This is a genomic window from Janthinobacterium sp. KBS0711 (genome assembly GCF_000988085.1).
Classification (GTDB): Bacteria; Pseudomonadota; Gammaproteobacteria; order Burkholderiales; family Burkholderiaceae_D; genus Janthinobacterium; species Janthinobacterium lividum_E.
This window is the reverse complement of sequence record NZ_LBCO01000035.1, coordinates 617,941-644,377: the sequence shown is the minus strand read 5'-3', so window position 1 is coordinate 644,377 and position 26,437 is coordinate 617,941. Positions and strand designations below refer to the sequence as shown.

At 62.1% G+C, this 26,437-nt stretch carries 24 protein-coding genes and 1 other RNA gene; 11 read left to right on the top strand and 14 right to left on the bottom strand.

Annotation, left to right across the window (positions count from 1 at the left end):
• Window positions 1-42: 42 nt before the first annotated feature.
• Window positions 43-1,674 carry an alpha-D-glucose phosphate-specific phosphoglucomutase gene (locus tag VM94_RS26060; RefSeq protein ID WP_046686035.1) on the top strand — a complete coding sequence of 544 codons (1,632 nt, stop codon included), beginning with the start codon at window positions 43-45 and terminating at the stop codon, window positions 1,672-1,674.
• A 113-nt stretch (window positions 1,675-1,787) separates the two neighbouring features.
• Here the strand turns inward: VM94_RS26060 and VM94_RS26055 are convergent, their stop codons facing one another.
• The 5 genes from VM94_RS26055 to groES all read right to left on the bottom strand — a co-directional run bounded on the left by VM94_RS26055 (window position 1,788) and on the right by groES (window position 6,790).
• Entirely contained in the window at window positions 1,788-3,326 is a 1,539-nt protein-coding gene (locus VM94_RS26055; RefSeq protein WP_185982169.1) for a POT-type proton-dependent oligopeptide transporter, read from the bottom strand.
• Between the two features lie 117 nt (window positions 3,327-3,443).
• Complete coding sequence (locus tag VM94_RS26050; protein ID WP_052755946.1) at window positions 3,444-4,001, bottom strand: GNAT family N-acetyltransferase; 558 nt, start codon at window positions 3,999-4,001, stop codon at window positions 3,444-3,446.
• Between the two features lie 87 nt (window positions 4,002-4,088).
• Window positions 4,089-4,565, bottom strand: a complete 477-nt coding sequence (locus tag VM94_RS26045) for a hypothetical protein (protein ID WP_052755945.1) — start codon at window positions 4,563-4,565, stop codon at window positions 4,089-4,091.
• Between the two features lie 234 nt (window positions 4,566-4,799).
• Window positions 4,800-6,449 carry a chaperonin GroEL gene (gene groL, locus VM94_RS26040; protein WP_010400981.1) on the bottom strand — a complete coding sequence of 550 codons (1,650 nt, stop codon included), beginning with the start codon at window positions 6,447-6,449 and terminating at the stop codon, window positions 4,800-4,802.
• Window positions 6,450-6,499: 50 nt separating this feature from the next.
• Window positions 6,500-6,790 carry a co-chaperone GroES gene (gene groES / locus VM94_RS26035; RefSeq protein WP_010400979.1) on the bottom strand — a complete coding sequence of 97 codons (291 nt, stop codon included), beginning with the start codon at window positions 6,788-6,790 and terminating at the stop codon, window positions 6,500-6,502.
• 534 nt (window positions 6,791-7,324) lie between these two features.
• On the opposite strand from groES, the gene VM94_RS26030 reads away from it, so the two are divergent.
• The 5 genes from VM94_RS26030 (at window position 7,325) to VM94_RS26015 (ending at window position 9,588) form a co-directional block, all read left to right on the top strand.
• A complete protein-coding gene (locus VM94_RS26030) occupies window positions 7,325-8,071 on the top strand; it encodes a hypothetical protein (RefSeq protein ID WP_046686033.1) in 747 nt (248 codons plus the stop codon).
• A 129-nt stretch (window positions 8,072-8,200) separates the two neighbouring features.
• Window positions 8,201-8,491, top strand: a complete 291-nt coding sequence (locus VM94_RS26025; protein ID WP_306594795.1) for a DUF904 domain-containing protein — start codon at window positions 8,201-8,203, stop codon at window positions 8,489-8,491.
• Window positions 8,491-8,802, top strand: coding sequence for a cell division protein ZapA (locus VM94_RS26020; RefSeq protein ID WP_034747344.1), 312 nt, complete (start codon window positions 8,491-8,493; stop codon window positions 8,800-8,802). Before VM94_RS26025 ends, VM94_RS26020 begins: the two co-directional genes overlap by 1 nt.
• A 54-nt stretch (window positions 8,803-8,856) precedes the next feature.
• Window positions 8,857-9,034, top strand: a non-coding RNA gene (gene ssrS / locus VM94_RS28000) — 6S RNA.
• A gap of 89 nt (window positions 9,035-9,123) precedes the next feature.
• On the top strand, window positions 9,124-9,588 hold the full coding sequence (locus VM94_RS26015) for an EVE domain-containing protein (RefSeq protein WP_046686032.1): 465 nt from the start codon (window positions 9,124-9,126) through the stop codon (window positions 9,586-9,588).
• Here VM94_RS26015 and VM94_RS27575 read toward each other — a convergent pair.
• The 3 genes from VM94_RS27575 to VM94_RS26000 form a co-directional block, all read right to left on the bottom strand.
• Window positions 9,585-11,081 carry a GGDEF domain-containing protein gene (locus VM94_RS27575; RefSeq protein WP_052755944.1) on the bottom strand — a complete coding sequence of 499 codons (1,497 nt, stop codon included), beginning with the start codon at window positions 11,079-11,081 and terminating at the stop codon, window positions 9,585-9,587. The two genes, VM94_RS26015 and VM94_RS27575, sit on opposite strands and share 4 nt — an antisense overlap.
• 159 nt (window positions 11,082-11,240) lie before the next feature.
• Complete coding sequence (gene lgt, locus VM94_RS26005; RefSeq protein WP_046686031.1) at window positions 11,241-12,071, bottom strand: prolipoprotein diacylglyceryl transferase; 831 nt, start codon at window positions 12,069-12,071, stop codon at window positions 11,241-11,243.
• A 79-nt stretch (window positions 12,072-12,150) separates the two neighbouring features.
• The gene (locus tag VM94_RS26000) at window positions 12,151-13,062 is read right to left on the bottom strand and encodes a LysR family transcriptional regulator (protein WP_046686030.1); all 912 of its coding nucleotides are present in this window, start codon (window positions 13,060-13,062) and stop codon (window positions 12,151-12,153) included.
• 170 nt (window positions 13,063-13,232) lie between these two features.
• On the opposite strand from VM94_RS26000, the gene ilvD reads away from it, so the two are divergent.
• Entirely contained in the window at window positions 13,233-15,098 is a 1,866-nt protein-coding gene (ilvD, locus tag VM94_RS25995) for a dihydroxy-acid dehydratase (RefSeq protein WP_046686029.1), read from the top strand.
• A gap of 235 nt (window positions 15,099-15,333) precedes the next feature.
• Window positions 15,334-15,633 (top strand): c-type cytochrome, encoded by a 300-nt coding sequence (locus VM94_RS25990; protein WP_327063255.1) that lies wholly within the window; start codon window positions 15,334-15,336, stop codon window positions 15,631-15,633.
• A 21-nt stretch (window positions 15,634-15,654) separates the two neighbouring features.
• On the opposite strand, the gene VM94_RS25985 is transcribed toward VM94_RS25990, so the two are convergent.
• Entirely contained in the window at window positions 15,655-16,659 is a 1,005-nt protein-coding gene (locus tag VM94_RS25985; RefSeq protein WP_200899273.1) for an NAD(P)H-binding protein, read from the bottom strand.
• A gap of 88 nt (window positions 16,660-16,747) precedes the next feature.
• Between VM94_RS25985 and VM94_RS25980 the strand changes: the two genes are divergently transcribed.
• A complete protein-coding gene (locus tag VM94_RS25980; protein WP_046686028.1) occupies window positions 16,748-17,650 on the top strand; it encodes a LysR family transcriptional regulator in 903 nt (300 codons plus the stop codon).
• On the opposite strand, the gene VM94_RS25975 is transcribed toward VM94_RS25980, so the two are convergent.
• The 5 genes from VM94_RS25975 to folD all read right to left on the bottom strand — a co-directional run bounded on the left by VM94_RS25975 (window position 17,643) and on the right by folD (window position 22,916).
• Window positions 17,643-18,785 (bottom strand): branched-chain amino acid ABC transporter substrate-binding protein, encoded by a 1,143-nt coding sequence (locus tag VM94_RS25975; protein WP_046686027.1) that lies wholly within the window; start codon window positions 18,783-18,785, stop codon window positions 17,643-17,645. The genes VM94_RS25980 and VM94_RS25975 overlap by 8 nt on opposite strands.
• 351 nt (window positions 18,786-19,136) lie before the next feature.
• A complete protein-coding gene (locus VM94_RS25970) occupies window positions 19,137-19,511 on the bottom strand; it encodes a hypothetical protein (RefSeq protein WP_046686026.1) in 375 nt (124 codons plus the stop codon).
• A complete protein-coding gene (locus tag VM94_RS25965; RefSeq protein ID WP_046686025.1) occupies window positions 19,508-19,945 on the bottom strand; it encodes a DNA polymerase III subunit chi in 438 nt (145 codons plus the stop codon). Before VM94_RS25965 ends, VM94_RS25970 begins: the two co-directional genes overlap by 4 nt.
• Before the next feature lie 5 nt (window positions 19,946-19,950).
• A complete protein-coding gene (locus tag VM94_RS25960; protein WP_046686024.1) occupies window positions 19,951-22,020 on the bottom strand; it encodes a M3 family metallopeptidase in 2,070 nt (689 codons plus the stop codon).
• 50 nt (window positions 22,021-22,070) lie between these two features.
• A complete protein-coding gene (folD, locus tag VM94_RS25955; protein ID WP_034747393.1) occupies window positions 22,071-22,916 on the bottom strand; it encodes a bifunctional methylenetetrahydrofolate dehydrogenase/methenyltetrahydrofolate cyclohydrolase FolD in 846 nt (281 codons plus the stop codon).
• A 527-nt stretch (window positions 22,917-23,443) separates the two neighbouring features.
• On the opposite strand from folD, the gene aceE reads away from it, so the two are divergent.
• Together aceE and VM94_RS28785 are read left to right on the top strand one after the other, a co-directional pair.
• A complete protein-coding gene (gene aceE, locus VM94_RS25950; RefSeq protein WP_046686023.1) occupies window positions 23,444-26,140 on the top strand; it encodes a pyruvate dehydrogenase (acetyl-transferring), homodimeric type in 2,697 nt (898 codons plus the stop codon).
• A 94-nt stretch (window positions 26,141-26,234) separates the two neighbouring features.
• Window positions 26,235-26,437: biotin/lipoyl-containing protein (locus VM94_RS28785; RefSeq protein ID WP_327063256.1), on the top strand; the 203-nt coding region annotated here is incomplete at its 3' end.

Below are 26,437 nucleotides of genomic sequence, written 5' to 3'. Positions count from 1 at the left end.
GGCCCCGCATGCGTTAACATGGGAAGTTAATATGGAGGCAAGATGGCTATTCAAATCATCAATACGGCGCCGATAGCCGGCCAGCGGCCAGGCACGTCGGGCCTGCGCAAGAAAGTGGGCGTGTTCAGCCAGCCGCAATACCTGGAAAACTTTGTGCAGAGCGTTTTTGACACGCTCGGCGACTGCCGCGGCCAGACCCTGGTGCTGGGCGGCGACGGGCGCTACTACAACCGCGCGGCCATCCAGACGGTGCTGCGCATGGCCGCAGCGCACGGCTACGCGCGCGTGCTGCTGGGGCAGGGCGGCATCCTGTCGACGCCTGCCGTCAGCTGCGTCATCCGCAAGCATGGCGCCAGCGGCGGCATCATCCTGTCGGCCAGCCATAACCCGGGCGGCCCCGATGGCGATTTCGGCATCAAGTACAACATCGCCAATGGCGGCCCGGCGCCTGAAAAGGTCACCGAAGCCATGTTTGCGCGCACGCAAACCATTGCCGAATACCGCATCAGCGACGCTGCCGATATCGACCTCGACACCCTGGGCACCGTGCGCATCGAGCAAATGACGGTCGAAGTGATCGATTCCGTCGCGGACTACGCGGAACTGATGCAGCAGCTGTTCGATTTCGACGCCATCCGCGCCCTGTTCGCGGGCGGCTTGCGCATCTGCTTTGACGGCATGCACGCCGTCTCCGGCCCGTATGCGACGGCCATCCTGGAAGGCATGCTGGGCGCGCCGAAGGGCAGCGTCATCAACGGCGTGCCCTTGGAAGACTTCGGCGGCGGCCATCCGGACCCGAATCCCGTCAATGCGCAGGAATTGATTACGCGCATGGCCAGCGACGATGCGCCGGACTTTGGCGCAGCCTCCGATGGCGATGGCGACCGCAACATGATCGTCGGCCGGCGCTTCGACGTCACGCCCTCGGACAGCCTGGCCATCCTGGCCGCCAACGCCAGCGTGGCGCCCGGCTACCGCGACGGTTTGAAAGGCATTGCCCGCTCCATGCCGACGTCGGGCGCGGCCGACCGGGTCGCTAGCGCGCTGGGCATCCCTTGCTACGAGACGCCGACGGGCTGGAAATTCTTCGGCACCCTGCTCGACGCCGGCATGGCCACTTTGTGCGGCGAAGAAAGCTACGGCACGGGCTCGAACCACGTGCGCGAAAAGGATGGCCTGTGGGCCGTGCTGTTCTGGCTCAACTTGCTGGCAGAGAAAAAACAATCGGTGGAAGACATCGTGCGCGCGCACTGGGTCACGTATGGCCGCAACTACTATTCGCGCCACGACTACGAAGACATCGACAGTGCCGCTGCGGCGCAGCTGATGGAGGCCGTGCGCGGCCAGCTGGCCGCCTTGCCAGGTCAGGTAGTCAATGGCTGCACGGTGGCGCTGGCCGACGACTTCAGCTACACGGACCCCGTCGACGGCTCCGTGGCCACGCAGCAGGGCATCCGCGTCATCATGACGGACGGCGCGCGCATCGTGCTGCGCCTGTCCGGCACGGGCACCGAAGGCGCCACCCTGCGTTTGTACCTGGAGCGCTACGAAGCCGATCCGGCCCGGCATGATATTCCCACCCAGGAAGCGCTGGCAGGGCTGATCGCGGTAGCCGAGCAGCTGGCGCAGATACGCGAGCGCACTGGGCGCGATGGGCCGACGGTGACGACGTAAAAAAGAAGGACGCGTAGGTCGGATTAGCGTGGCATCGCCACGCGTAATCCGACGACATTGTCAGCAGCGTTGTCGGATTACGCCCTTCGGGCTAATCCGACCTACTTGTGTGATTACGCCTTGCCCGGCACCACCGCCTGGCGGTAGTTATCCACCATCTTGTAGCGCTTCGCATACAGGCCGAAGGCCAGCATGGCCACGGCGGCAAAGGCGGCGAAGAAGAACATCTGGAAGGCCGTCACGCTGATGCCGCTTTCGGCGATCTTGCCGATCACGCCTTCGTTCATGACGCTGCGGTTGACGATCAGCACCCACAGGTTGCCTACCGTGGTCGACAGGTTCCAGAAGCTCATGATGGCGCCTTTCATCGAGACGGGCGCCTGGCTGTAGGCAAACTCCAGTCCCGTCGCCGAGACCAGCACTTCGCCGAACGTCAGCAGGGCGTACGGCAGGATCTGCCACATGATGGAGACGGCGCTGCCGCTGTCGAGGGCCAGTTGCAAGAGGCCGATGACGATCCACGCCAGCGAGGAAAAGCCGATGCCGGCCGTCATGCGGCGCAGGGCCGTCGCTTCCAGGCCGAAGCGGTTCAGCATCGGGTACAGCACCAGGTTGTTGAACGGGATCAGGAGCATCACCAGCATCGGGTTCAGCGCCTGCATCTGCGCCGGCAGGAACCAGCTTGGTTTTTCCATGGTGTTCGCCTGCACGATCCACGTCGAGGCCTTCTGGTCGAACAGTGAGAAGAACGGCGTGACGAGGGCGAAGATGACGAGGATGCGCAGCACGGCGCGCACGCCTTCGACGGCTTCGTCAGGGTGGATGCCGCGTGCGCGTTCCAGCTGCATGGCCGTGCCGATGCTGCCGAAGGCCAGCAGCAATACCAGCGCGGTACACGCGGAAATCACGAAGCCCCATTCCGGGATGCTGTAGAAAGCATACAGGGCGCCGACCACGCCGACGTAGGCCACGTACAGGCCGGGACGCGAACCGCCATCGACACGCGCCAGCAGGGCCGTGCGGGCCACGCGGGTGAATGAATCGGGGTTCGGCGGTGCTGGCGGCACGTGCACGTATTTCTTGGCGCCCATCCAGAAGACAAGGGTGGCGGCCAGCATCATCAGGCCGGGGATGCCGAAGGCGATCGATGGACCAAAGTCGCGCAGGAACATCGGCATCAGCAGCGAGGCGAAGAAGGAGCCGAAGTTGATGATCCAGTAGAACAGGTCGAAGACCAGCTTGGCCTTGTGCTTGTTGGTCTGGTCGAACTGGTCGCCGACAAACGAGGCCACGAGCGGCTTGATGCCGCCGGAACCGAAGGCGATCAGGAACAGGCCGAAATAGAAGCCGTTGACGCTGTTTTCAAACAGGGCCAGGCAGGCATGGCCGGCGCAATACACGAGGCTGAGCCAGAAGATGGTGTTGTACTTGCCGAAGAAGCGGTCGGCCAGCCAGCCGCCCAGCAGCGGGAAGAAATACACACCGATGACGAAGGTGTGGAACACGTGCTTGGCTTCGCCCGTGCGCTGGTCGATCGGGATCATCAGCAGCAAGGTGCTGATGAGGAATGGCGTCAGGATGTTGCGCATGCCGTAAAAGCTGAAGCGTTCGCAGCCTTCGTTGGCGATGATGTACGGTATTTGCCGCGGCATTTTGCCCGTGGCGGTTTGTGTCTCGGCCGATGACATTGGCTCTCCCCAAGTTTTTTTTGTAAGCCGCGATGCTAAGGCCTGCCGCGTTTGCTTGCAACAGAAAAAACGGCCTGTCCGCTATTTCGCAGGGATTTGTAAGGTATTGATTTTCATAAAGACATTACTTTCGGCACTTGCACGGGCAGGGCGGGGCAGTAATAGTTGCATTTGCAGCATGCCATCCGATGCGGGACTGTCCTCGAGGGTAAAACCGCAAGCCAGGTACAGGGTCAATGCCGCGTGGTTGTCCTGCACCACGGCCAGGCGCACGCGGGCCAGTTCGGGCACGCTGCAGGCGTGCGCGATGGCCGCCTGCACCAGTTGCCGTCCCGCGCCGCGCCCGCGCGCCTGCGACGCCACGTACACGCTCCACAGACTGGCCTTGTCATGCACGACGGCAATCGGTTCGCGGCGCAGGCCGGCAATGCCGATCAATTGTTCCTTGTCGAAAGCGCCAAATATTATTTGGTACGATGTGGCGCGCAAGCGCCCGGCTATCTGTGCCAGCGGCAAGCCGCTTTCCGCCGCATGCGTGGTGCAGAAGGCGGCAGGCAGTTCGGTAATGCCGGCCAGGCGCAGCGCGCGGTAGGCGCTGGCGTCGTCTGGCGTGAGGGGGCGGACAGTGATGGCGGGCATGTGGGCGAGTATCGGTCTTCGATGCCAGAAAGTAAAGCTTGCGCTGCAACGCAGGCGTCCCGCCGCAAGGCTCGCCGGCGTAGGGAGTTACTGCGTGGCGATGCGCTGCATGGGCGCGTTGTCCTTGCGCCATTGTTCCAGGCTGATCAGGTCGCCGCTGACGACGTCGTCGACGAGGATGCGCTTGCCATCTTGGGAGACGACGAAACTCTCCCAGCGGTGCGCCGCGTCCGGCGTGTTTTCCACAAAGTTCAAGTCATAGTAAGGCTGGCCGTCGATGAGGCGTGCTTCTGGCGACGTTTCCATCACGGCGCCATGGGCGCGGCCGCCGGAGGTTTTTTCGATATGCGCCGACCAGGCCTTGATTTCAGGCAATGCCATCAAGGCGTCGACGGCGCGCGCGTTCTGCTCTTGCGCCGCCGTGTTGCCGCTCGCGGCCGGGGCATTGTCACCGTGCGGCGCGGACTGCTGGTGCACGTAAAAAGCGCCGAGCCCGGCGGCCAGCAAGCCAGCCAGGATGCCGGCGATGATGGTGGTTTTGGAAGAAGAGGCGCGTGGCGGCATGATGGTGGGCGTGAGAAAGAGGGACGATGGCGGCCATGCTAAAGCAAAACGCACAGGCCGGCAATCGCCGGGCTTGCCAACGGGTTTGCCAAATCCATGGACGAAAAAAAGCCACCTTCCGTAGAAGGTGGCTTTCGGGGCCGCCGGGGAGGCGCTGACAGCTTTTGGTCTGCCAGCCCTGTCGCGGCGTATGCGGCCAGTCGCGCCGTCGCCTGCGCGACTGGCCACCGGACATTACATCATGCCGTCCATGCCGCCCATGCCGCCCATACCACCCATGCCGCCGCCCATGCCGCCGCCTGCTTTGTCGTCAGCGATTTCGCAGACCATGCAGTCGGTTGTCAGCATCAGCGAAGCGATCGAAGCGGCGTTTTGCAGCGCCGAACGGGTCACTTTGGCTGGGTCCAGGACGCCCATTTCAACCATGTCGCCATACGTGCCGTTGGCAGCGTTGTAGCCGTAGTTGCCCGTGCCAGCCAGTACGGCTGCCACGACGACCGAAGCTTCTTCGCCAGCGTTTTGCACGATCATGCGCAGTGGCTCTTCCATTGCGCGCAGGACGATCTTGATACCAGCGTCTTGATCAGGATTGTCGCCCTTGACCGTGATGTTGGCGCGTGCGCGCAGCAGGGCTACGCCGCCGCCTGGCACGATGCCTTCTTCCACGGCAGCGCGGGTTGCGTGCAGTGCATCTTCAACGCGGGCTTTTTTCTCTTTCATTTCGACTTCGGTGGCTGCGCCAACCTTGATCACGGCAACGCCGCCAGCCAGTTTGGCGACGCGCTCTTGCAGTTTTTCACGGTCGTAGTCCGAGGTCGCTTCTTCGATCTGTACACGCACTTGTTTCACGCGTGCTTCGATCGAGGCAGCTTCGCCGGCGCCATCGATGACGATGGTATTTTCCTTGCCCACTTCGATGCGTTTCGCTTGGCCCAGTTCGGCCAGGGTCACTTTTTCCAGGGTCAGGCCGACTTCTTCAGCGATCACTTGGCCGCCGGTCAGGACAGCGATGTCTTCCAGCATGGCTTTGCGGCGGTCGCCGAAGCCAGGTGCTTTCACTGCGCAAGTTTTCAGGATGCCGCGGATGTTGTTCACAACCAGGGTGGCCAGCGCTTCGCCTTCGATGTCTTCTGCGATGATCAGCAGTGGACGGCCAGCTTTTGCGACTTGTTCCAGTACCGGCAGCAGGTCACGGATGTTCGAGATTTTCTTGTCGCACAGCAGGACGAATGGGCTGTCCAGTACGGCAACTTGTTTCTCTGGGTTGTTGATGAAGTATGGCGACAGGTAGCCGCGGTCGAACTGCATGCCTTCAACGATGTCCAGCTCGTCGTTCAGCGACTTGCCGTCTTCTACGGTGATGACGCCTTCTTTGCCGACTTTTTCCATCGCTTCAGCGATACGCTCGCCGATCGAGTAGTCCGAGTTCGCCGAGATCGCGCCAACTTGGGCGATTTCTTTGGTCGTGGTGCAAGGACGGGCGATTTTCGCCAGTTCTTCGACGGTTGCTGCAACAGCTTTGTCGATACCGCGCTTCAGGTCCATCGGGTTCATGCCGGCGGCAACGAACTTCATGCCTTCGCGCACGATGGCTTGTGCCAGCACGGTTGCGGTGGTGGTGCCGTCGCCGGCGTTGTCGCTGGTGCGGGAAGCAACTTCCTTGACCATTTGCGCGCCCATGTTCATGAGCTTGTCTTTGAGTTCAACTTCTTTCGCTACCGACACACCATCCTTGGTGACGGTAGGGGCGCCGAACGAGCGCTCCAGAACGACGTTGCGGCCTTTCGGGCCCAAGGTGACTTTGACTGCGTTGGCGAGGATATTGACGCCTTCGACCATCTTGGCGCGCGCTGCGTCGCCGAATACTACTTCTTTAGCTGCCATGTTCAATTCTCCTGAGTTTCGGGATGTATCTGTCTACAACGTGGAAACAATTACTTGACGACGATCGCCATGATGTCTTCTTCGCGCATGACCAGCAGCTCATCGCCGTCAACTTTGACGGTTTGGCCAGCGTACTTGCCGAACAGGACGCGGTCGCCCACTTTGACATCCAGAGGACGCACTTTGCCGTCGTCGAGAATCTTGCCATTGCCTACGGCAAGGACTTCGCCTTGATCCGGTTTTTCAGCAGCTGCATCAGGAATGATGAGGCCGGACGCAGTTTTGGTTTCCTGGTCGAGGCGTTTGACGATGACGCGATCGTTCAATGGGCGCAGATTCATACAAAACTCCTTAAAGTTCAATGGATAGGTGTTGCTAAATGAATACATGCCTGGCACAGCGCCAGGCGTGCTTTCAGTGACCGCCGTTGAAAGCAGCCCGCAACGGTCAAGCAAACCCCATGTCATCGAGTGCGTGCCAGCTAGGCAGTGGTGGCATCGCGGCGTCGCCCGCCGCGTAGCGTTCCCTGCTGTTGCCCGGCAGACACCATCATGTCCTGAGGATTGCTACGAAAGAGTTTGTTAGCACTCTCTACTAACGAGTGCTAATTATAGGGACGGTAGGGGGCTTATTCAAGGGCTTATTCTCCGGGAAGATAAGCTTAGACGTTCAGCGCAGCCTGCATTTACGCAGGGTTTGCGCAAACGCAAGCCTCGTTCCCGGGCGTCAGCAACAGGCGCGACTCTAGCATGCCCGCCAGGCGAAGGGCGTTCCTGTACGCACAGGAAACAGAGTTTTACTATGGACTTTGATAAGATGATTGTAATTGCATATCAATATCGCCACATATCCTCATCTGCACGAGAAAGCACACCATGCCATCGATCACTTCCCGTCCCGCCCTGCGCCTGCTGGGCGCCACCCTCATCGGTCTCGCCTGCCTGGGCAATGCCGCCGCGCAAACGCCCACCATCGTCGACGAGATCTCCGTGGCGGCCCTGACGCCGCAGCAAAAGGAAACGCTGCTGGGTGACCTGTTCAACGATCTGAACAAGGATGACGACGACCAGGAAGCGCACGTGTGGGACAACGGCGGCGACAGCGGCGTGCTGGTGAAAGTGACATATAACTTCAGCAACTCCGGCATGACGGAGCACAGCCTGAAGGCGCATGTGTGCCGCGACTTGAAATTCGTCGTCACGGCGGCTGGCAAAACGCAGGACTTGAGCCGCCGCACCTGTTCGCAGAGCAGCGGCCGCTGGGATGTGCAGGGCAAGGACCCGGCGCCCGTCGTGTATCCGCCTTTCCTGTCCGACGTGACGGTCGCCAAGCTGAACGCGAAAGAGCAAGCATCGCTGCTGAAGGCGGCCGTGCGCACCGTGAAAGATGAAGAGGATGGCAAGACGCGCCAGTGGAGCAACAAGGGACTGGGCAATGTCGTACCGCTGGCAGTGCGCCTGACGCCCTCGGGCACGGACGCCAAACCTGGCAGCTACAGCCGTACTTGCCGCGATTTGACAATGGTGCTTGATGGCAAGGGTGGACAACAGACGCTGACGCGCCGCTCTTGCGAAAACCGCTATGGCGGACTCGATATCGAACCCGATTACGTCGACGAGTAAAACGCTGCCATCGCGGCGCCGGAAGATGCGCGCACTTGGCGAAAAGCGCCGGAAAAAGTGTGTATTGTCCGCCAACTGCCCTGCATTGATGTAAATATGTGTGACAGCGGCGTGATTCGATTGACGCCCATGGAGCGTCCGCCCTATAGTGGCGGGATGATTTCCGAATTCAACGAATTATCCGACAAAATAGGCCTGCTGGCCGAAATGACCCATGCGCTGCGTCGTGAAAACGCGCAACTGCGCAAGGACAATGCCGCGCTGGCCGCCGAGAACGCCCTGTATGTGCAGCGCATGCGCGAAGCGCAGGAGCGGGTCGAGGCCTTGCTGGAAAAGATTCCCGAACTGGTGCAAGCCGGCCTGGAGCAAGCCGCTTCGGAAGCGGGCGCCTATATTGCCGAGAACGAGAAGGAAGCGTAATGCCGCGTGTCGATGTCAATATCATGGGCCAGTCCTACAGCATGGTGTGCCGCGACGGCGAAGAGCGCGCGCTGCGCGAAGCGGCGATCTATCTCGATAGCAAAATGAAAGCCATCCGCGACGCGGGCAAGGTCAAGGGTAACGACCGCATCGCCGTGCTGGCCGCCTTGGGCGTGGCCGCGGAGTTCCTTTCCGTGAAGTCGCCGCAAGGTCCGCTGTCGGAATTGACGATCCTGGAAGTGAAGCAGAAAATCTCGGCCATGCATACTGTCCTGGATAGCGCTCTGACGCCCCAGGAAAACCTTTTTTAAGCGCGTACGCGACGATTTGTCTTTGCGATGCGCGAGCAAAGGAGTAAACTTGGGTCTACCCTGCGGTGTTCGCGATTGCCATATATTCCTTGAACCATTTATGCGCATCGGTTGCGAATTTTGTTTGATGGGAGTGAGCGTCGCTCGTTCGACGAACCCGAAATTGAACTAACGTGACCACCTTGAACCGTTTGGTTCGGGATGCCGGCATAGCGGCACAGGCGGGGCCTAATTCGCAGTACTTGGTAGTACAACTGAAAACGGTTGCAGCATTGATGCGCAACCGTTTTTTTACGCCTGCTGCTTTGACACGGAGTCTGCATGAAACAATATTGGCTGATGAAATCCGAACCCGATGAAGTGAGCATCGACGACCTGATGGCGGCGCCCAAGCACACCATGCCGTGGTTTGGCGTGCGCAACTATCAGGCGCGCAACTTCATGCGCGATGGCATGCAGCCGGGCGATGGCGTGCTGTTCTATCACTCGAGCTGCCCGCAGCCGGGCGTGGCGGGCGTGGCCGAAGTGGCCAGCGGCGCGTATCCCGATCACAGCCAGTTTGAAGAGGGTGGCAAATACTTCGACCCGAAGGCCACACAGGAACAGCCGCGCTGGATCAGCGTCGACGTGCGCGGCCTGAAGAAGACGGCGCTGCTGCCCCTGTCCGAAATGCGCCAGATGCCGGAACTGGAAGACATGCTGCTGCTCAAGAAGGGCAGCCGGCTGTCGATCACGCCCGTGACGCCGGCGCAATGGGAAGTGATTACCAATAAGCTGAAAGTTTAGCCCTCGACCCGGTTGCGGCCATTCTGCTTGGCCCGGTACAGGGCCTGGTCGGCGGCGGCCAGCAATTGTTCCGGCGTCTGTCCTGCGTCACTCAAGGCCAGGCCGATGCTGGCCGTCACCAGGCCGCCGCGCGACGGCGCGTGGACGATGGCGGCCGCGGCGATCGCTTCCTGCATCTTGTGTGCCACGGCCAGCGCCCCCGTGCGGTCGGTGGCGGGCAGGATGGCGGCAAACTCCTCGCCGCCGAAGGGGGCCGCCAGGTCGCTGGCGCGTGGCAGCGCCGAGTGCAGGGCGGCGGCGATCCGCACCAGGCAGGCGTCGCCATACGGGTGGCCGAAAGTATCGTTGAGGCTTTTGAAGAAATCGATATCGATGATCAGCAGCGCCAGCCCTTGATGGTTGCGCGCGGCGCGCTGCCACTCCAGCTGCAAGGTCTGGTCGAAGCAGCGTCGGTTGGCGATGCCCGTCAAGCCATCCGTCAACGACAGCTTTTCCAGTTTGTCATGCGCCGCCCGCAAGGCCAGTTCACTTTGCATGTAGCGGCTTTGCAAGGTGGCCGAGCGCAGCGCGTGCACCAGCAGCGCGACGAACAGCGACGCCGCCGCCAGGTAGAAATGCACGCGCATGATGGCAAAGCCCAGGCCCAGCAAGGCGGCCGTAAAGAAGATGGGACTAAAATTGTCGATCAGCAGGGTCAGCTTTTGCGGGGTCTGCTGCGCCTGTGTATTTTCCTCCCCGGACTGCGCCGCCTGGACGCGCGTGGCCAGCAGCACCAAGGTCAGGAACGGCAGGCTGGGCAGCACTTCGCTCCATGCTTGCGTCACGCCATGCAAGGTCAGATAGTTGTACGCGGCCGCGCAGCCCGCATAGCACCACAAGAACACCGTCAGCAGCAGGTAAAAGCGGCCTTGGCCGCCATCGCGGCGATGCGCCAGCAGGCGCAGTGAAGCGCAGCAGGCCAGGGCCAGGTTTTCCACGTTGTAGGTCAGCACCAGCAGGCTGGCGGGAATCGGCGCGATCGAGCGCTGGTCGAAGGGCGACACGGAAAAGATGGCCGTATAGGCCAGGTAGGCCGCCAGCAGCACCTGCACGGCATCGAGCCATTGCAGGGTGCGCGAGGGGTGCTCGTGCGTCACGGACGACATGGCCAGCAGCAGGGGCGCACCATACATGAAATAGGCGAAATCGGAAAAATACGTGGCGTCGGACGCCACCTGTCCGCTCAGATCCTGCCAAGCCGACAATATCATGCCCGTGCTCCAGAACAGCATGGCCACGGCGAACAGAGCCCAGCCTGTCCTGGCCGCGCCTGCCGCGCTGACATAGGCGCAGCGGCAACAGGCGGCCAGCGCCAGCAGGGGCGCGACAATGTTGAACGCATAGCTGACCCAGGGGGCGCGCGTGCCGGCCCAGGCCGTCAAGGCCAGCTGCGCCAGCACATAGCAGGCGCCCAGCGCAATTGAACATGTCAGTTTTTGCCTGGCAGGCGGCATGGCAAGACACTCCCCGGTGGCGGCACGTGAAAACGATGATACCTAGATGTCAACAGCAAGTCCATTCCATACGGAAATTTTGCTGTTTTTAGGGAAATGTTGCCGGAGAGGGGGGAGGGTGGCGCACCTGTCTGGCGCGCCACCGGAAGAACTATGGTTTTACGTATTTACCGGACGCGCCTTGGTGGGCGGGGTGCCCATCACCTGGCTTTTATATGCCCACACCAGCAGGGCGATGGCGCCGACGATCATCGGCAGGGACAGCATCTGGCCCGACGTGATCGGCACGCCCAGCCACACGACTTCCCAGTCCGGCGTGCGGAAGTATTCCGTGAAGAAGCGCGCGCAGCCGTACAGCAGGGTGAACATGGCGCCCACGGCCATGCGCGGGCGCTGCTTGCGCGCAAACAGCCACAGGATGATGAATACCAAAATGCCGTCGACCAGCATCTGGTAGATCGGCGACGGGTGCACGGGATAGGGAATGCCCGGCCACTGCATGGCCCACGGCAGGGTGTCCGGCGCGATGCGGCCCGGCAGTTCGGCATTGATGAAGTTGCCCAGGCGGCCGGCCGCGTAGCCGAGCGGCACCAGCGGCGCGATGAAGTCGAGCACGTCGAACAGGTTGCGCCCCGCCTTGCGGCTCCACAGGTACATGGCCAGGATGACGCCGAGGAAGCCGCCATGGAAGGACATGCCGCCATGCCAGACCATGAAGATCTCGAGTGGATTGTGCATGAAGTATTCGGGACGGTAGAACAGCACTTCACCCAGGCGCCCGCCGATCACCACGCCCAGCATGCCGTAGAACAGCATGTCATCGAGGTCTTCCTTCTTCCAGCCCAGTACGGCGATGTGCGGCTGCTTGATGCGCACTCTGCCCAGGATAATGAACAGGGCAAAGGCCAGCACATACATCAGGCCGTACCAGTGCACGGCGAGCGGGCCGATCTGGATGGCTATCGGGTCGGGCATCGGGTGTATCAGCATGGGGTTTCTTTCTTTGTTTAAAGCCAAGGTTGCGTAGTATGGGGGCGCTGGACGTTTTTTGTCTTAGCGGCCACTTAATTTAATCGGCGGCCGCGCCGATCTGCTTGCGCAGCAGCGCCAAAAAACCTTGCAGCACGGCGGACGGATTGTCGCGGCGCCAGGCCAGGCCCGTTTCCACCAGCGGCGTGGCATCCTGCAGCGGCCTGTATTCTACGCCCGGGCGCATCAGATTCGATACCGATTGTGGCACAAGCGCGATGCCCATGCCAGCCGAGACGAGGCTGACGATGGTCTGCATCTGGATCGCTTCCTGGCCGATCTGCGGTGTGATGCCGGCCGCGCGGAACACGCCAAGGATCGCGTCATGCAAGGCGGGAGAAATGGCGCGCGGAAAAATGATCAAGGGCAGGGGCGGCACGTCGCGCAGGCGCACGGGGCCTGGCGTGTTCAATACGTCGAGGCCGGACGGCGCAGCCAGCACCAGCGGTTCGGCCAGCACGGGCAGGTAGTCGAGTTCCCCTTTCGCTTTTTCGGGCAGGGGCGGGATCAGCAGGCCCGCATCCGTGCGCCCGGCCAGCAGTTCGTCGAGCTGCAGGTCGGAGGTGGCTTCCTGTAGCTGGATGTGCACTTGCGGATAGGCCGCCTGGTAAGCGCGCAGCAGGGGCGGCAGCACGCTGTAGTCGGCCGACGAGACAAACGCCAGGCTCAGCCGTCCCGCCTCGCCCTGCGCGGCCCGCCGCACCAGCGCGGGTAAATCCTGCGCCTGCGCCAGCAGCCGGCGCGCCTCGGGCAGCAGGGCCGTGCCGGCCGGCGTCAGCTGCACCTCGCGCCGGGTACGCACGAATAGCGGCGCGCCCAGCAGTTCTTCCAGCGCCATGATGGTTTGCGACAGGGGCGGCTGCGTCATGTGCAGGCGCGCGGCGGCTCGGCCGAAGTGCAATTCCTCGGCGACGGTGACAAAGTAGCGCAGCTGGCGCAGCTCCAGATTCATATATGTTTCCATGTGAATTGATTGCTGTGATATGTAAAGCGACTCACAGACACGCGCATCATATATTTGACAGTGGGGCGCGCGCAAGGCAATCTGACGTACCCCCACTGCATGCAGGGTTTTACTGCAGACCAGCACAGTCAGGCACCAACACTTTTGGAAGGTCCATCATGCCGCAATACCGCTCCCGCACCACCACCCACGGCCGCAACATGGCTGGCGCCCGCGCCCTGTGGCGCGCCACCGGCATGAAGGACGGCGACTTCGACAAGCCGATCATCGCCGTCGTCAACTCGTTCACCCAGTTCGTGCCCGGCCACGTGCACCTGAAAGACTTGGGACAGATGGTGGCGCGCGAAATCGAGGCGGCCGGCGGCGTGGCCAAGGAATTCAACACCATCGCCGTCGATGACGGCATTGCCATGGGCCACGGCGGCATGCTGTATTCGCTGCCGTCGCGCGACCTGATCGCCGACTCCGTCGAATACATGGTCAATGCCCACTGCGCCGACGCCATGGTCTGCATCTCGAACTGCGACAAGATCACGCCGGGCATGCTGATGGCCGCCATGCGCATCAATATCCCCGTCGTCTTCATCTCGGGCGGCCCGATGGAAGCGGGCAAGGTCGTCAAGGTGGTCAACGGCACGCAGAAGATCATCAAGCTGGACCTGGTCGACGCCATGATCAAGGCCGGCGACAGCACCGTGTCCGACGCCGACGTGGCGGAAATCGAACGCTCGGCCTGTCCGACCTGCGGCTCCTGCTCCGGCATGTTTACAGCCAACTCGATGAACTGCCTGACCGAAGCGCTGGGCCTGGCCCTGCCCGGCAACGGCACGATTCTGGCCACGCACTCGGATCGACAGCAGCTGTTCCTGCGCGCGGGCCGTTTGATCGTGGAGCTGGCCAAGCGCCACTACGAGCAGGACGATTATTCGGTGCTGCCACGCTCGATCGCCACCAAGGCGGCGTTTGAAAACGCCATGGCGCTCGACGTCTCCATGGGCGGCTCGACCAACACCGTGCTGCACTTGCTGGCCGCCGCGCACGAGGCGGAAGTGGAATTCACGATGGCCGACATCGACCGCATCTCGCGCAAGGTACCGTGCCTGTGCAAGGTGGCGCCGATGACGGACAAATACCATATCGAAGACGTGCACCGCGCGGGCGGCATCGTGGGCATCCTGGGCGAACTGGCGCGCGCCGGCCTGCTCAACACCACTCTGCCGACCATCCACGCGCCGACCCTGGCCGACGCCATCGCGCAAAACGACATCAAGTGCACGGACGATCCGGCCGTGCATGAACTGTTCCGTGCCGCGCCGGGCGGCGTGCCGACGCAGACGGCGTTCTCGCAGTCGGAGCGTTTCGCTAGCGTGGATACGGACCGTGCCACCGGCTGCATCCGCGACAAGGCCCACGCCTATTCGCAGGATGGTGGCCTGGCCGTCCTGTACGGCAACTTGGCCGAAAAGGGCTGCATCGTCAAGACGGCGGGCGTCGATGAAAGCATCTTGAAGTTCTCGGGCAAGGCGCGCGTGTTCGAAAGCCAGGACGCAGCCGTCGCTGCCATCCTGGAAGACACCGTGCATGAAGGCGACGTCGTCATCATCCGCTACGAAGGCCCGAAAGGCGGTCCCGGCATGCAGGAAATGCTGTACCCGACCTCGTACATCAAGTCGAAGGGCCTGGGCAAGGCGTGCGCGCTGTTCACGGACGGTCGCTTCTCGGGCGGTTCCTCGGGCCTGGTGATCGGCCACGCCTCGCCGGAAGCGGCCGAAGGCGGCGCCATCGGCCTGGTGGAAGAGGGCGACTTCATCGACATCGACATCCCCGAGCGCAGCATCAACCTGCGCGTGACGGATGCCGAACTGGCCGCGCGCCGCGCCGCCATGGAAGCGAAGGGCGACGCGGCCTGGCTGCCCATCAACCGCGACCGCTACGTGTCGCAGGCGCTGCAGGCCTATGCGGCGCTGACGACATCGGCCGACCGGGGCGCCGTGCGCGATCTGTCCCAACTGAAGAAGCGCTGATCTGTTGCGCAGGTAAGACAGCCGGCCCCGTTTGGCTATGCGGGGCCGCTTGTCGTTACATCGCCTTACAAACAACATGGTCATGGACGCGCAGATGGGGCAGAATATGAATGCCTAATCGCTACTACACTGCGTTACTACATTGAAACGCTTGATCTGGGCTCGTAGTGCATCTGCGGAAACACAGTAAAATGCCGCAGGAAGTAACTTTGGAGAAAAGACAATGAAACGTTTTATGTTGGTGAGTGTATTGACCGTGTCGGCTCTGGCATCGCAAGCAGCGTTGGCCAATCCGGACCTGGCGAAAGCAAAAAACTGCATGGCTTGCCATGCGGTGAGCACGAAACTGGTGGGCCCTGCGTTCAAGGACGTGGCTGCCAAGTACGCTGGCCAGAAAGACGCTGAAAACAAGCTCGTGGCGAAAGTCATGAAGGGCGGTTCCGGCACCTGGGGCGCGATCCCGATGCCAGCGAACCCGCAAGTGAGCGATGCTGAAGCCCACACCCTGGTCAAATGGGTACTGGCACAGAAATAATCTGTGCCGCAGTACCAGCAATTAGCGCGCCGGCAATCCCGGCGCGTTTTTTTTGCCCGCCACCTTTTGCAGATTGCCCATGCCTTCCAATGTCGCCCGCACCGCCTCGTCGAGCGGCGTGTGCGGCTCTTGGCCCAGCACGGCCAGCAGCCGCGCATTCTCCATGGACAAAGGCGTTTGCCACAGATAGCGCATCTCGCGCATTTCGCGCAGGGTCGCCACGAACGGCGACGCCAGCGCCACCAGCCACCATGGAAAACGCCGGATGGAGGGCGCAGCTCCCGTCGCTTGTTCCACCACGCGGACAATCGCCCCCGTCATTTGCCGGCCGTCGTGGTCCCAGTGGCCTGCCATGTGAAAGCGCGAAAAGGCGGGCAAGGTGGCGCGCATGGCCAGCAATTGGACCATCGTGCGCGCCACGTCGGGCAGGTAGGACCACTGGTGGCCCACGCCGGGCGCGCCCGGATACAGCACGCTGCGCACGCCCTGGCCCGGTTTTACGAGGCCCTGCGAAAACCAGTTATTGCCGGCGCGGGGGCCGAAGAAGTCGCCCGCGCGCACGATGATGACCTTGGCGCCCTGCGTGCTGGCCCGCTCCAGCCGTGCTTCCAGTTCCACGCGGATGGCGCCCTTGCGCGTGAGCGGGCGTTGCGGCGCGTCTTCCGCCAGCACGGGGAAGGCGTCGGGGCCGAAGTTGTACACGGTGCCGGGCAGCACGATGGTGGCGTTTTCGGCAATCGCCGCTGAAATCGTGTTGTCGAGCATGGGCAGCACCAGCTGGCCCCAGTGGCGGTAGCCGGGCGGGTTGACGGCGTGCACGATGACGGCGCAGCCTTTGGCGGCCGCCAGCACGTCCGCGCGCGACAGGGCGTCGCCGCGCAGCCACTCGACGTTATCGCCGCGTGGCGATGGCGTTGCTCCCCGCGTCAAGGCGCGTACCTGCCAGCCTGCCGCCAATAGCTGGCGCACCATCTCGCCGCCGATGCCGCCCGTGGCGCCCAGTACCAATGCTGTTTTGTCCATCATGACCTCCGTGTGGTTGATTGAGCCAGTATCTGTCCTGCAAGGCTAATTGGGAATTGACTAGCATCGACCACAGGCTATACATTTATGTATGACTACCTCGATTGCCTGGGAATACTACCGCTCGCTGCTGGCCGTGCTCAAGCACGGCTCGCTTTCTGGCGCGGCACGCGCGCTCGCCATCACGCAACCGACCGTCGGCCGGCATATCGCCGCGCTCGAGCAGGCGCTGGGTGCGACCCTGTTCACGCGTTCCCAGCTGGGCTTGCTACCCACGGAAGTGGCGCTGGCGCTGCGGCCCCATGCGGAAACGATGGAACATACTGCCGCGCTGATGGAGCGCGCCGCCAGCAGCCAGGGGCAGGGCGTGGCCGGCGTCGTGCGCATCGCGGCCAGCGAAGTGGTGGGCGTGGAAGTGCTGCCGCCCATCCTGGCCCGCTTGCGCGCACGCCATCCGGACCTGGTCATCGAACTGGTATTGAGCAACAAGGTGCAGGATTTGCTGCGCCGGGAAGCGGATATCGCCGTGCGCATGCTTAGGCCCCGCCAGGAACAACTGGTGGCGCGCAAGGTGGGCGATATCGAACTGGGCCTGCATGCGCACGCGGATTACCTGGCGCGGCATGGCACGCCGCTGGCATTGGAGGACCTGGCGCGCCATGCCGTCATCGGCTACGACGAGGCGAGCCCCTTCGTGCGCAACGCGGGCGCGGCCTTCCAGGGATTTACGCGGGAAAATTTTGCCTGGCGCAGCGACAGCGACCTGGCCCAGCTGGCCCTGATACGGGCTGGCGCCGGCATCGGCGTGTGCCAGGCGGGGCTGGCGGCGCGCGATCCGGCCCTGCGGCGCGTGTTGCCGCAAGCGTTTGCGCTACCGATGGAAACCTGGATCACCATGCATGAAGACTTGCGCGGCAGCCTGCGCTGCCGCGCCACCTTCGACGCGCTGGCCGAAGGCTTGCAGGCTTACGTGGCGACGCAGCCGCTTACTTGACCACTTCCATCTTGGTCTTCTTGCCATCCCGGTACGTGAACAAGGTCAGCGCGCCATCCTTGATGTCGCCGTTGGCATCGAACGAGATCGGCCCCGTCACGCCCTGGTAGTGCACCTTGGCCAGGAAGGGCAGGTAGACGGACGGTTTCGACGACTTCGCATCCTGCATGGCGGTGGCCATGGTCATCACGGCATCGTAGACGTACGGCGCGTACAGCTGCACTTCCATATTGTATTTCTGCTTGTAGCGGGCGCGGAAATCGTCCATGCCTTTTTGCTGCGCGCCCGTCACGCCGCCCGCTTCCGCGCAGGTGACCATGTCTTCGCCCACGGCGTCGCCCGCCAGCTTGCCCAGCGGTTCCGTGCACAAGCCATCGCCGCCCATGAACTTGGCCTTGATGCCCAGCGCCTTCATCTGGCGCAGCATGGGGCCGCCCACGGAATCCATGCCGCCAAAGAAGATCAGGTCGGGATTTTTCGACTTGATGCTGGTCAGGATGGCATTGAAGTCCGTCGCGTTGGCATTCGTAAATTCCTTGCCGACGATTTGCACGCCGGGCGCCGCCTTCTTGGCGCCCTTGACGAACTGTTCCGCCACGCCCTGGCCGTAGGCCGTGCGGTCGTCGATGACGGCGATTTTCTTCGCCTGCAGCTTGCCCACGGCATACGCGCCCAAAGTTCCCCCCAGCTTGTTGTCGTTGGCGACGACGCGGAAGGCCGTGTTGAATTTCTGCTGGGTGTACGTCGGGTTGGTGGCCGCCGGTGAAATCTGCGGAATGCCGGCATTGAAGTAAATGCGCGAGGCGGGAATCGTCGTGCCCGAATTCAAGTGGCCGACGACGCCGTTGACCTTGGCGTCGACCAGCTTTTGCGCCACGGCCGTGCCCTGCTTGGGATCGGCTGCGTCATCTTCGGGCACCAGCACGAATTTCACGGCTTTGCCGTCGATCTTGAAGCCTTTAGCGTTCAAGTCCTCGATGGCCATCTTGGCCGCGTTCTCGTTATCCTTGCCCAGGTGGGAGCTGGCGCCAGAGACCGGGGCGACGTGGCCGATCTTGATGATTTCCTGTGCGCCCGCATGGCCGGCAAAAGCGAGGGCGAGGGCGAGAGGAAGGACTTTGGTCTTGAGCAGCATAAACATTCTCCAATGGATAAAGATACGGCGGCGTCTCGTGAAAACCGCTTCGAGGGGCGGTACGTGTGAAGAAAGGTACAACAAAAAACAGGCGGCGCAAAGCCGCATTTCGGGCTTTTTACATTTTGTCGCAACAATCACCAAAGTGAGGCGCGATGCACCGATTTCGCAGGCGCGAGCGCACCAAAGAATGGCGTTGGGAGGGAGAATAGGGTAGGTCGGGTTAGCGCGCAGCGCGTAACACGACATTGCGCAGCATGCTCAGGCTTGCGAAATGCCGGGGTCAGACCCGTCGGGTCTGACCCCAGATTTTTGCCGGTGGGTGAAATGGTGCCGCCGACAGACGTGCAGTTACTGTACGGGAGGATGCAGGTGTCCTAATTCGTGACTGACCGCATGCGCCACGATCTGCTCCAGCGACTGCTGCAAGTCTTCGCGCAAGGCCCCCCGCATGCCGATCAGGGCGTTTTGCAGGGCCGTCTGCAGGACGTGGGCGATGCGCTCTTCCAGCAGATGGTCGATCTTGCCCTGCACCTGGTGCAGGATGCGCTGCGTCAGCCGCTGTTCGATGGCATCCCAGTCGGGCTGCGCCACCGTAGGCGACAACGCCGGCGCTTCCTCGGCGGCAGGCAGAGCCGCAGCGGGCGCGACGGCCTCGGGCACTTCCGGCCCCAGCAGCACCTCCGTCAGCAGGGGGATGCCCTGGTCGAATGGCTGCTGGCTCATTGTTTGTCCACTGAGTTGCCTGCCACGAAGTGGGTCGGCTGCACGTCTTGCTGGCGGTAGTGCAGGAAGCGCTGGCGGCCCGCCTGCGCATCTTGCTCATCCATGGAAACGATCTCGAAGACGCGCTGGAACTGCGCGTAATTGGCCGGCGGCAGCTGCGACAGGTTGACGAGGATGTCGTGATGGGGCAGCTCCGCCGTTTCGTCATCGGTCAGGATGATCGGCGTTTGCGCCGCCAGCGGGTCGCCCGCCAGCACGTGCGGCAGGAAATCCGTGGCGGAAATGGTCCACATGGCGCTGTTCAAGGTGTCGAGCTGGGCGCTGTCGGCCACCAGCACGACGACCTTGTTGCCGGCCATATAGGCCTTGCGCGCCAGGCGGCAGGCGTAGGCCAGCTTGTCCGGCACGTTGCTGTGAAAATCGACGCGGCTCATGGCGATCAAGCAGCCATGCCGCTGTGGCGCAGCAGGGCGTCGATGCTTGGCTCGCGGCCGCGGAAGGCCGTGAACGATTCCAGCGCGGGGCGCGAGCCGCCGACGGACAGGATTTCTTCCAGGTAACGTTTGCCCGCTGCAGTAATGGCGGCCGGTCCCAGCGCCTTGGCTTCCTCGAAAGCCGCATAGGCGTCGGCGGACAGCACCTCGGCCCACTTGTAGCTGTAGTAGCCAGCCGCGTAGCCGCCGGAAAAGATATGCCCGAAGGCATTCTGGAAGCGATTGAACGGAGGCGGGATGAGCAACGAAAACTTGGCGCGCACGCCGTCGATCAACTGCTGCACGCTCTGGCCCGTGCTGGCATCGTAGTCATAGTGCAAATGCATGTCGAGTAGGGAGAACTCCACCTGGCGCAGGGTTTGCAAGCCGGACTGGAAATTCTTGGCCGCCAGCATCTTGTCGTACAGCGCGCGCGGCAGCGGCTCGCCCGTGGCGGCATGCGCCGTCATGTGCTCGAGCACTTCCCATTCCCAGCAGAAGTTTTCCATGAATTGCGATGGCAGTTCCACGGCATCCCATTCGACGCCGGCGATGCCCGACACGCCCAGCTCGTCGACGACGGTGAGCATGTGGTGCAAGCCGTGGCCGAATTCGTGGAACAGGGTGATCACTTCATCGTGCGTGAACAGGGCAGGCTGAGCCTTGCCGTCGACCACGGCCGGCTCCGTGAAATTGCAGGTCAGGTAGGCGATCGGCGTTTGCACGTGCTGTGCGTCGGCGCGGCGGCCGCGCGCGTCATCCATCCAGGCGCCGCCGCTCTTGCCTGCGCGCGCATACAGGTCCAGGTAGAACTGGCCGACCAGCTTGCCGTCGCGCTCGATGCGGTAAAAACGCACGTCCGGGTGCCAGACGGGTGCCGTATCGAGTTTGATCTCGACCGCGAACAGGTTCTGGATCTGGCGGAACAGGCCGTCGATCACCTTGTGTTCAGGGAAATACTGTTTCACTTCCTGGGCCGAGAATGCGTAGCGGCGCTCCTGCAGCTTTTCCGAAGCGTAAGGCACGTCCCACGCCTGCAGCTCGGCGATGCCCAGTTCTTCGCGGGCGAATTGTTTCAGTTCTGCCAGGTCCTTCTCGGCGAACGGACGCGCGCGTTTGGCCAGGTCTTCCAGGAAAGCGATGACTTGCGCGGGCGAGGTGGCCATTTTGGGGACGAGCGACACTTCGGCGAAATTGGCGTAACCGAGCAGTTGTGCCTCTTCGTTGCGCAGCCGCAACAAGGTGACGATGTTTTGCGTGTTGTCCCAGTCCTCTTTCTTGCTGAACACGTCGCCCTGGTCCGACGCCTTGGTGGCGTTGGCGCGGTAGATGGTTTCACGCAGCGCGCGATTGTCGGCAAATTGCAGGATCGGGTAGTACGACGGGAAGTGCAGCGAGAATTCGTAGCCTTGCTTGCCCGCTTTTTCGGCGGCGGCGCGCGCGGCCGCCTTCACGTCGTCCGGCAGGCCGGCCAGGTCAAGCTCGTTTTCGACCAGCAGCTTGTAGTCATTGGTGGCGTCGAGCACGTTTTCGGAAAAACGCGTCGAAACGGCTGCGTGCTCTTCCTGGATGGCGCCAAAGCGCTCTTTCTTGTCTTCGGGCAACTCGGCGCCGCCCAGGCGGAAGTCGCGCACGGCATTGTCGACGATGCGGCGGCGCGCCGGCGACAGGCTGGCGAAATCGGCGCGGGCCTGCAATTGCTTGTATTTGCCAAACAGGATTTCGTTCTGGCCCAGCTCGGTCCAGAATTCCGTCACCTTGGGCAGGTTGGCATTGTAGGCGGCGCGCAGCTCCGGCGTATCGATCACGCTGTTCAAATGGTTGACGATGCTCCAGGCGCGACCCAGGGTTTCGGCGATCTGGTCCTGGGGCGCGACGAAGTTTTCCCAGCTCACTACTTCCATGGGCGCTTCCAGCTGCGCCACCGTGGCGCGCGCCTGGGCCAGGAGGGTATCGATGGCAGGCGTGACATGCTCGTGCGTGATCGCGTCGAAGCGTGGCAGGCCGGAAAAATCAAGCAGGGGGTTGGTATTCATCGTCGGTTCCATCCATATATAAAAGGGCGGTCATGCCGCCCCGGTGATTCTTAAATGCGCTCGGCAGCCTCTACCGTGTTCATGAGAAGCATCGTAATCGTCATCGGACCCACGCCACCCGGTACAGGGGTGATGTGGGAGGCGACTTCCTTCACGCCGGCAAAATCCACGTCGCCGCACAGCTTGCCTTCATCGTCGCGGTTCATGCCCACGTCGATGACGATGGCACCCGGCTTGACCATGTCGGCCGTCAAGGTATTGCGGCGGCCGACGGCGGCCACGACCACGTCCGCCTGGCGCGTGTACAGGCCCAGGTCCGGGGTCGCACTATGGCAGATGGTGACGGTAGCGTTCGCTTGCAAGAGCAGCAGGGCCATCGGCTTGCCGACAGTGTTGCTGCGGCCGATGACGACGGCATGCTTGCCGCGCAAGTCCACGCCCGTGCTTTCGATCAGTTTCATGCAGCCGTATGGTGTGCACGGGCGGAAGCCGGGCAAGCCCGTCATCAGTTCGCCTGCGCTCAGGACCGAGTAGCCGTCCACGTCTTTTGTCGTGGCGATCGCTTCGATGACCTTGTGCGGGTTGATATGTTTTGGCAGCGGCATTTGCACGAGGATGCCGTGGATGGCAGGGTCTGTATTCAGGCTGGCGATGCGTGCCAGCAAGTCCGCTTCGGACAGGTCCGCCTCATATTTTTCCAGCACGGAGTGGAAACCCACGTCGCCGCACGCCTTGACCTTGTTGCGGACATACACCTGGCTGGCCGGGTCTTCGCCGACGAGAATCACGGCCAGGCCGGGCTGGGTGCCCTTGGCCGTGAGGGCGGCGGCGCGCGTGGCGATCTCGCTGCGCAGTTTTTGGGAGAGGGCGATTCCGTCGATCAGTTGTGCTGGCATGGTAGGAGGCTGTGTGGGAGGGAAAAGACAGATTATAAAGCCGGGCGGCGCAAAGGGGCGGTTTTGGCGCCAAGCCCTTATGTTAAAAAGCGGGCCAGAGACGCGGGCCTGAGAAAATGCCGATGGCGGCGTTGCAGCTCCTTGCCGTACATGCGTACTGTCTGCGTCGCCGCGCCTTGCCCTCGACATTTTTCAGGCCCGCTTGGCCCGAAGCGCCTGGGCGGGCGATTGGGGCCTCAATGCGTTTTGCTCGTGTGCTGGTGGCGTAGGGAGCGCAAGGGCCGGGGGTTTTGGCGTCGTTTTTGGCACTTTGATCACCCTAATTTCCGGGTGGAATTTGCGGCAGTGCAGCATAAATTTCATAGGGTGATTTCACAATACGAAATGCTATATCGTAATTTGAAAAATAGTAAATACGCTGTTAGAATCCCCACACTAAACCGACTTAATAGTAAATAATCAGCGAAATACCGTCCGACAGCGATCCGGAAAATCGGGGTGGGGCGTTCACAAAGGAGACTCAACAGATGTCAGCTCAACTGAACCAGGTAACGACACAGATCGGCACCGACCCGGATATGCAGGAAACCAAGGAGTGGCTGGACGCGCTCGAAGCCGTTCTGGAAAATGAAGGTCCGGAACGCGCGCATTACCTGATGGAGCGCATGGTTGACCTGGCCCGCCGCCGCGGCGCCCAGATCCCGTTCTCCAGCACCACCGCCTACGTCAATACCATCCCCACCAAACAAGAAGCACACTGTCCCGGCAACCTGGAATACGAAGAGCGCCTGCGCTCGTGGATGCGCTGGAACGCCATGGCCATGGTCGTCAAGGCCAACCGCGCCGACGGCGACCTGGGCGGCCACTTGTCCTCGTTCGCTTCGCTGGCGAACATGCTGGGCATCGGTTTCAACCATTTCTGGCACGCGCCAACGGCCGACCACGGCGGCGACCTGCTGTACATCCAGGGCCACTCGTCGCCCGGCGTCTACGCGCGCGCCTTCCTCGAAGGCCGCTTGACGGAAGAGCAAATGCTGAACTTCCGCAAGGAAGTCGATGGCAAGGGCCTGTCTTCGTACCCGCATCCTAAATTGATGCCTGACTTCTGGCAGTTCCCGACCGTGTCGATGGGCCTGGGCCCGCACATGGCGATCTACCAGGCGCGCTTCCTGAAATACCTGCACGCACGCGGCATCGCGAAAACCGACAACCGCAAGATCTGGGCCTTCTGCGGCGATGGCGAGATGGACGAGCCGGAATCGCTGGGCGCGATCGGCCTGGCCGCACGCGACATGCTCGACAACCTGGTCATCGTGGTCAACTGCAACCTGCAGCGCCTGGACGGCCCTGTGCGCGGCAACACCAAGATCATCCAGGAACTGGAAGGCGAATTCCGTGGCGCCGGCTGGAACGTCGTCAAGGTCATCTGGGGTCCGGGCTGGGACGCCCTGCTGGCACAAGATAAAGAAGGCATCCTGCAGCGCGTGATGATGGAAACCGTCGACGGCGAATACCAGAACTACAAGGCGAAAGACGGCGCCTACGTGCGCAAGCACTTCTTCGGCAAGCATCCGAAGCTGCTGGAAATGGTTGCCAACATGACGGACGACGACATCTGGCGCCTGACCCGCGGCGGCCACGATCCGCACAAGATCTACGCGGCATTCAAGATCGCCCAGGAACACAAGGGCCAGCCTACCGTCCTGCTGGTGAAAACCATCAAGGGCTACGGCATGGGCAAGTCCGGCGAAGCGCGCAACACGGCGCACCAGACGAAAAAACTCGACGACGAAGCCATCCGCGAAATGCGCGACCGCTTCTCGCTGCCTATCCCTGACGACAAGCTGGCCGACATCCCGTTCTTCAAGCCAGCCGACGACGCGCCGGAAATGGTCTACCTGCACGAGCGCCGCAAGGCCTTGGGCGGCTACCTGCCGCAGCGCCGCCAGAAAGCGGAAGAAACCCTGCCGGTGCCTGGCCTGGACGCGTTCAAGAACGTGCTGGAAGCAACGCCCGAAGGCCGTGAAATCTCGACCACGCAAGCGTTCGTGCGCGTCATTTCGACCCTGCTGAAAGACCCGAACCTGGGCCAGCGCGTCGTGCCTATCCTGGTCGATGAATCGCGTACCTTCGGCATGGAAGGCCTGTTCCGCCAGATCGGCATCTACAACCCGAAAGGCCAGTTGTACGAGCCGGTCGACAAAGACCAGGTCATGTACTACCGCGAAGACAAGGCTGGCCAGATCCTGCAAGAGGGCATCAACGAAGCGGGCGGCATGAGCTCGTGGATCGCCGCGGCGACGTCGTATTCGACCAACGACCGCATCATGATCCCGTTCTACACCTTCTACTCGATGTTCGGCTTCCAGCGCATCGGCGACCAGGTTTGGGCTTCGGCCGACATGCGCGCCCGCGGCTTCCTGATGGGCGGCACGGCTGGCCGTACGACCCTGAACGGCGAAGGCTTGCAGCACGAAGATGGCCATAGCCATATCTTCGCCGCGACCATCCCGACCTGCATGCCGTACGATCCGACCTTCAGCCATGAAGTCGCCGTCATCATCCAGGACGGCCTGCGCCGCATGATCGCCAACCAGGAAGATGTGTTCTACTACATCACGATCATGAACGAAAACTACGCCCAGCCAGGCATCAAGCCAGGCCAGGAAGAAGGCATCCTGAAAGGCATGTACAAGCTGCAGGAAGGCTCTGCGGACGCCAAGCTGCGCGTACAGCTGATCGGCTGCGGCACCATCCTGCGCGAATCGATCTTCGCCGCCGAATTGCTGCAGAACGACTGGGGCGTGGCTGCGGACGTGTGGTCGGCGCCGTCGCTGACCCTGGTGGCCCGCGATGGCCAGGATGCGGAACGCTGGAACATGGTCAACCCGTCGAAAGAGCAGCGCGTGCCGTACGTGACGTCGCTGATGCAGGATACGGACGGCCCGATCGTCGCCACGACCGACTACATGCGCGCGTTTGCAGAACAGATCCGCGCCTTCATGCCGAAGGGCCGCACTTATAAAGTGCTCGGTACCGATGGCTTTGGCCGCTCGGACAGCCGCGCCAAGCTGCGCGAGTTCTTCGAAGTGAACCGTTATTATGTCACCGTGGCCGCGTTGAAATCGCTGGCTGACGAAGGCAAGATCGACGTGTCGGTGGTGGAGCAGGCGATTGCCAAGTACGGCATCGACGCGAACAAACCGAATCCGGTGACCCAGTAATCGTTGTGCGGACCCGATGATGCCAGGGCGGTGCGAAAGCGCCGCCCTGGCGTGTGTGCGGGTCCATCTGACAAATAAAATAACGGAGCAAGCTATGAGCATTGTGGAAGTCAAAGTCCCGGATATCGGCGATTTCAAGGAAGTCGAGATCATTGAACTGATGGTCAAGCCAGGCGATACGGTCAAGGTCGACCAGTCCCTGATCACGGTCGAATCGGACAAGGCCAGCATGGAAATTCCATCGAGCCACGCCGGTGTCGTCAAGGAATTGAAAGTCAACGTGGGCGACAAGATCGC

Coding starts and splice junctions, on each gene's coding strand:
- VM94_RS26060 (WP_046686035.1), top strand. CDS start 43: ATGGCTATTCAAATCATCAATACGGCGCCGATAGCCGGCCAGCGGCCA.
- VM94_RS26055 (WP_185982169.1), bottom strand. CDS start 3,326: ATGCCGCGGCAAATACCGTACATCATCGCCAACGAAGGCTGCGAACGC.
- VM94_RS26050 (WP_052755946.1), bottom strand. CDS start 4,001: ATGCCCGCCATCACTGTCCGCCCCCTCACGCCAGACGACGCCAGCGCC.
- VM94_RS26045 (WP_052755945.1), bottom strand. CDS start 4,565: ATGCCGCCACGCGCCTCTTCTTCCAAAACCACCATCATCGCCGGCATC.
- groL (WP_010400981.1), bottom strand. CDS start 6,449: ATGGCAGCTAAAGAAGTAGTATTCGGCGACGCAGCGCGCGCCAAGATG.
- groES (WP_010400979.1), bottom strand. CDS start 6,790: ATGAATCTGCGCCCATTGAACGATCGCGTCATCGTCAAACGCCTCGAC.
- VM94_RS26030 (WP_046686033.1), top strand. CDS start 7,325: ATGCCATCGATCACTTCCCGTCCCGCCCTGCGCCTGCTGGGCGCCACC.
- VM94_RS26025 (WP_306594795.1), top strand. CDS start 8,201: ATGGAGCGTCCGCCCTATAGTGGCGGGATGATTTCCGAATTCAACGAA.
- VM94_RS26020 (WP_034747344.1), top strand. CDS start 8,491: ATGCCGCGTGTCGATGTCAATATCATGGGCCAGTCCTACAGCATGGTG.
- VM94_RS26015 (WP_046686032.1), top strand. CDS start 9,124: ATGAAACAATATTGGCTGATGAAATCCGAACCCGATGAAGTGAGCATC.
- VM94_RS27575 (WP_052755944.1), bottom strand. CDS start 11,081: ATGCCGCCTGCCAGGCAAAAACTGACATGTTCAATTGCGCTGGGCGCC.
- lgt (WP_046686031.1), bottom strand. CDS start 12,071: ATGCTGATACACCCGATGCCCGACCCGATAGCCATCCAGATCGGCCCG.
- VM94_RS26000 (WP_046686030.1), bottom strand. CDS start 13,062: ATGAATCTGGAGCTGCGCCAGCTGCGCTACTTTGTCACCGTCGCCGAG.
- ilvD (WP_046686029.1), top strand. CDS start 13,233: ATGCCGCAATACCGCTCCCGCACCACCACCCACGGCCGCAACATGGCT.
- VM94_RS25990 (WP_327063255.1), top strand. CDS start 15,334: ATGTTGGTGAGTGTATTGACCGTGTCGGCTCTGGCATCGCAAGCAGCG.
- VM94_RS25985 (WP_200899273.1), bottom strand. CDS start 16,659: ATGATGGACAAAACAGCATTGGTACTGGGCGCCACGGGCGGCATCGGC.
- VM94_RS25980 (WP_046686028.1), top strand. CDS start 16,748: ATGACTACCTCGATTGCCTGGGAATACTACCGCTCGCTGCTGGCCGTG.
- VM94_RS25975 (WP_046686027.1), bottom strand. CDS start 18,785: ATGCTGCTCAAGACCAAAGTCCTTCCTCTCGCCCTCGCCCTCGCTTTT.
- VM94_RS25970 (WP_046686026.1), bottom strand. CDS start 19,511: ATGAGCCAGCAGCCATTCGACCAGGGCATCCCCCTGCTGACGGAGGTG.
- VM94_RS25965 (WP_046686025.1), bottom strand. CDS start 19,945: ATGAGCCGCGTCGATTTTCACAGCAACGTGCCGGACAAGCTGGCCTAC.
- VM94_RS25960 (WP_046686024.1), bottom strand. CDS start 22,020: ATGAATACCAACCCCCTGCTTGATTTTTCCGGCCTGCCACGCTTCGAC.
- folD (WP_034747393.1), bottom strand. CDS start 22,916: ATGCCAGCACAACTGATCGACGGAATCGCCCTCTCCCAAAAACTGCGC.
- aceE (WP_046686023.1), top strand. CDS start 23,444: ATGTCAGCTCAACTGAACCAGGTAACGACACAGATCGGCACCGACCCG.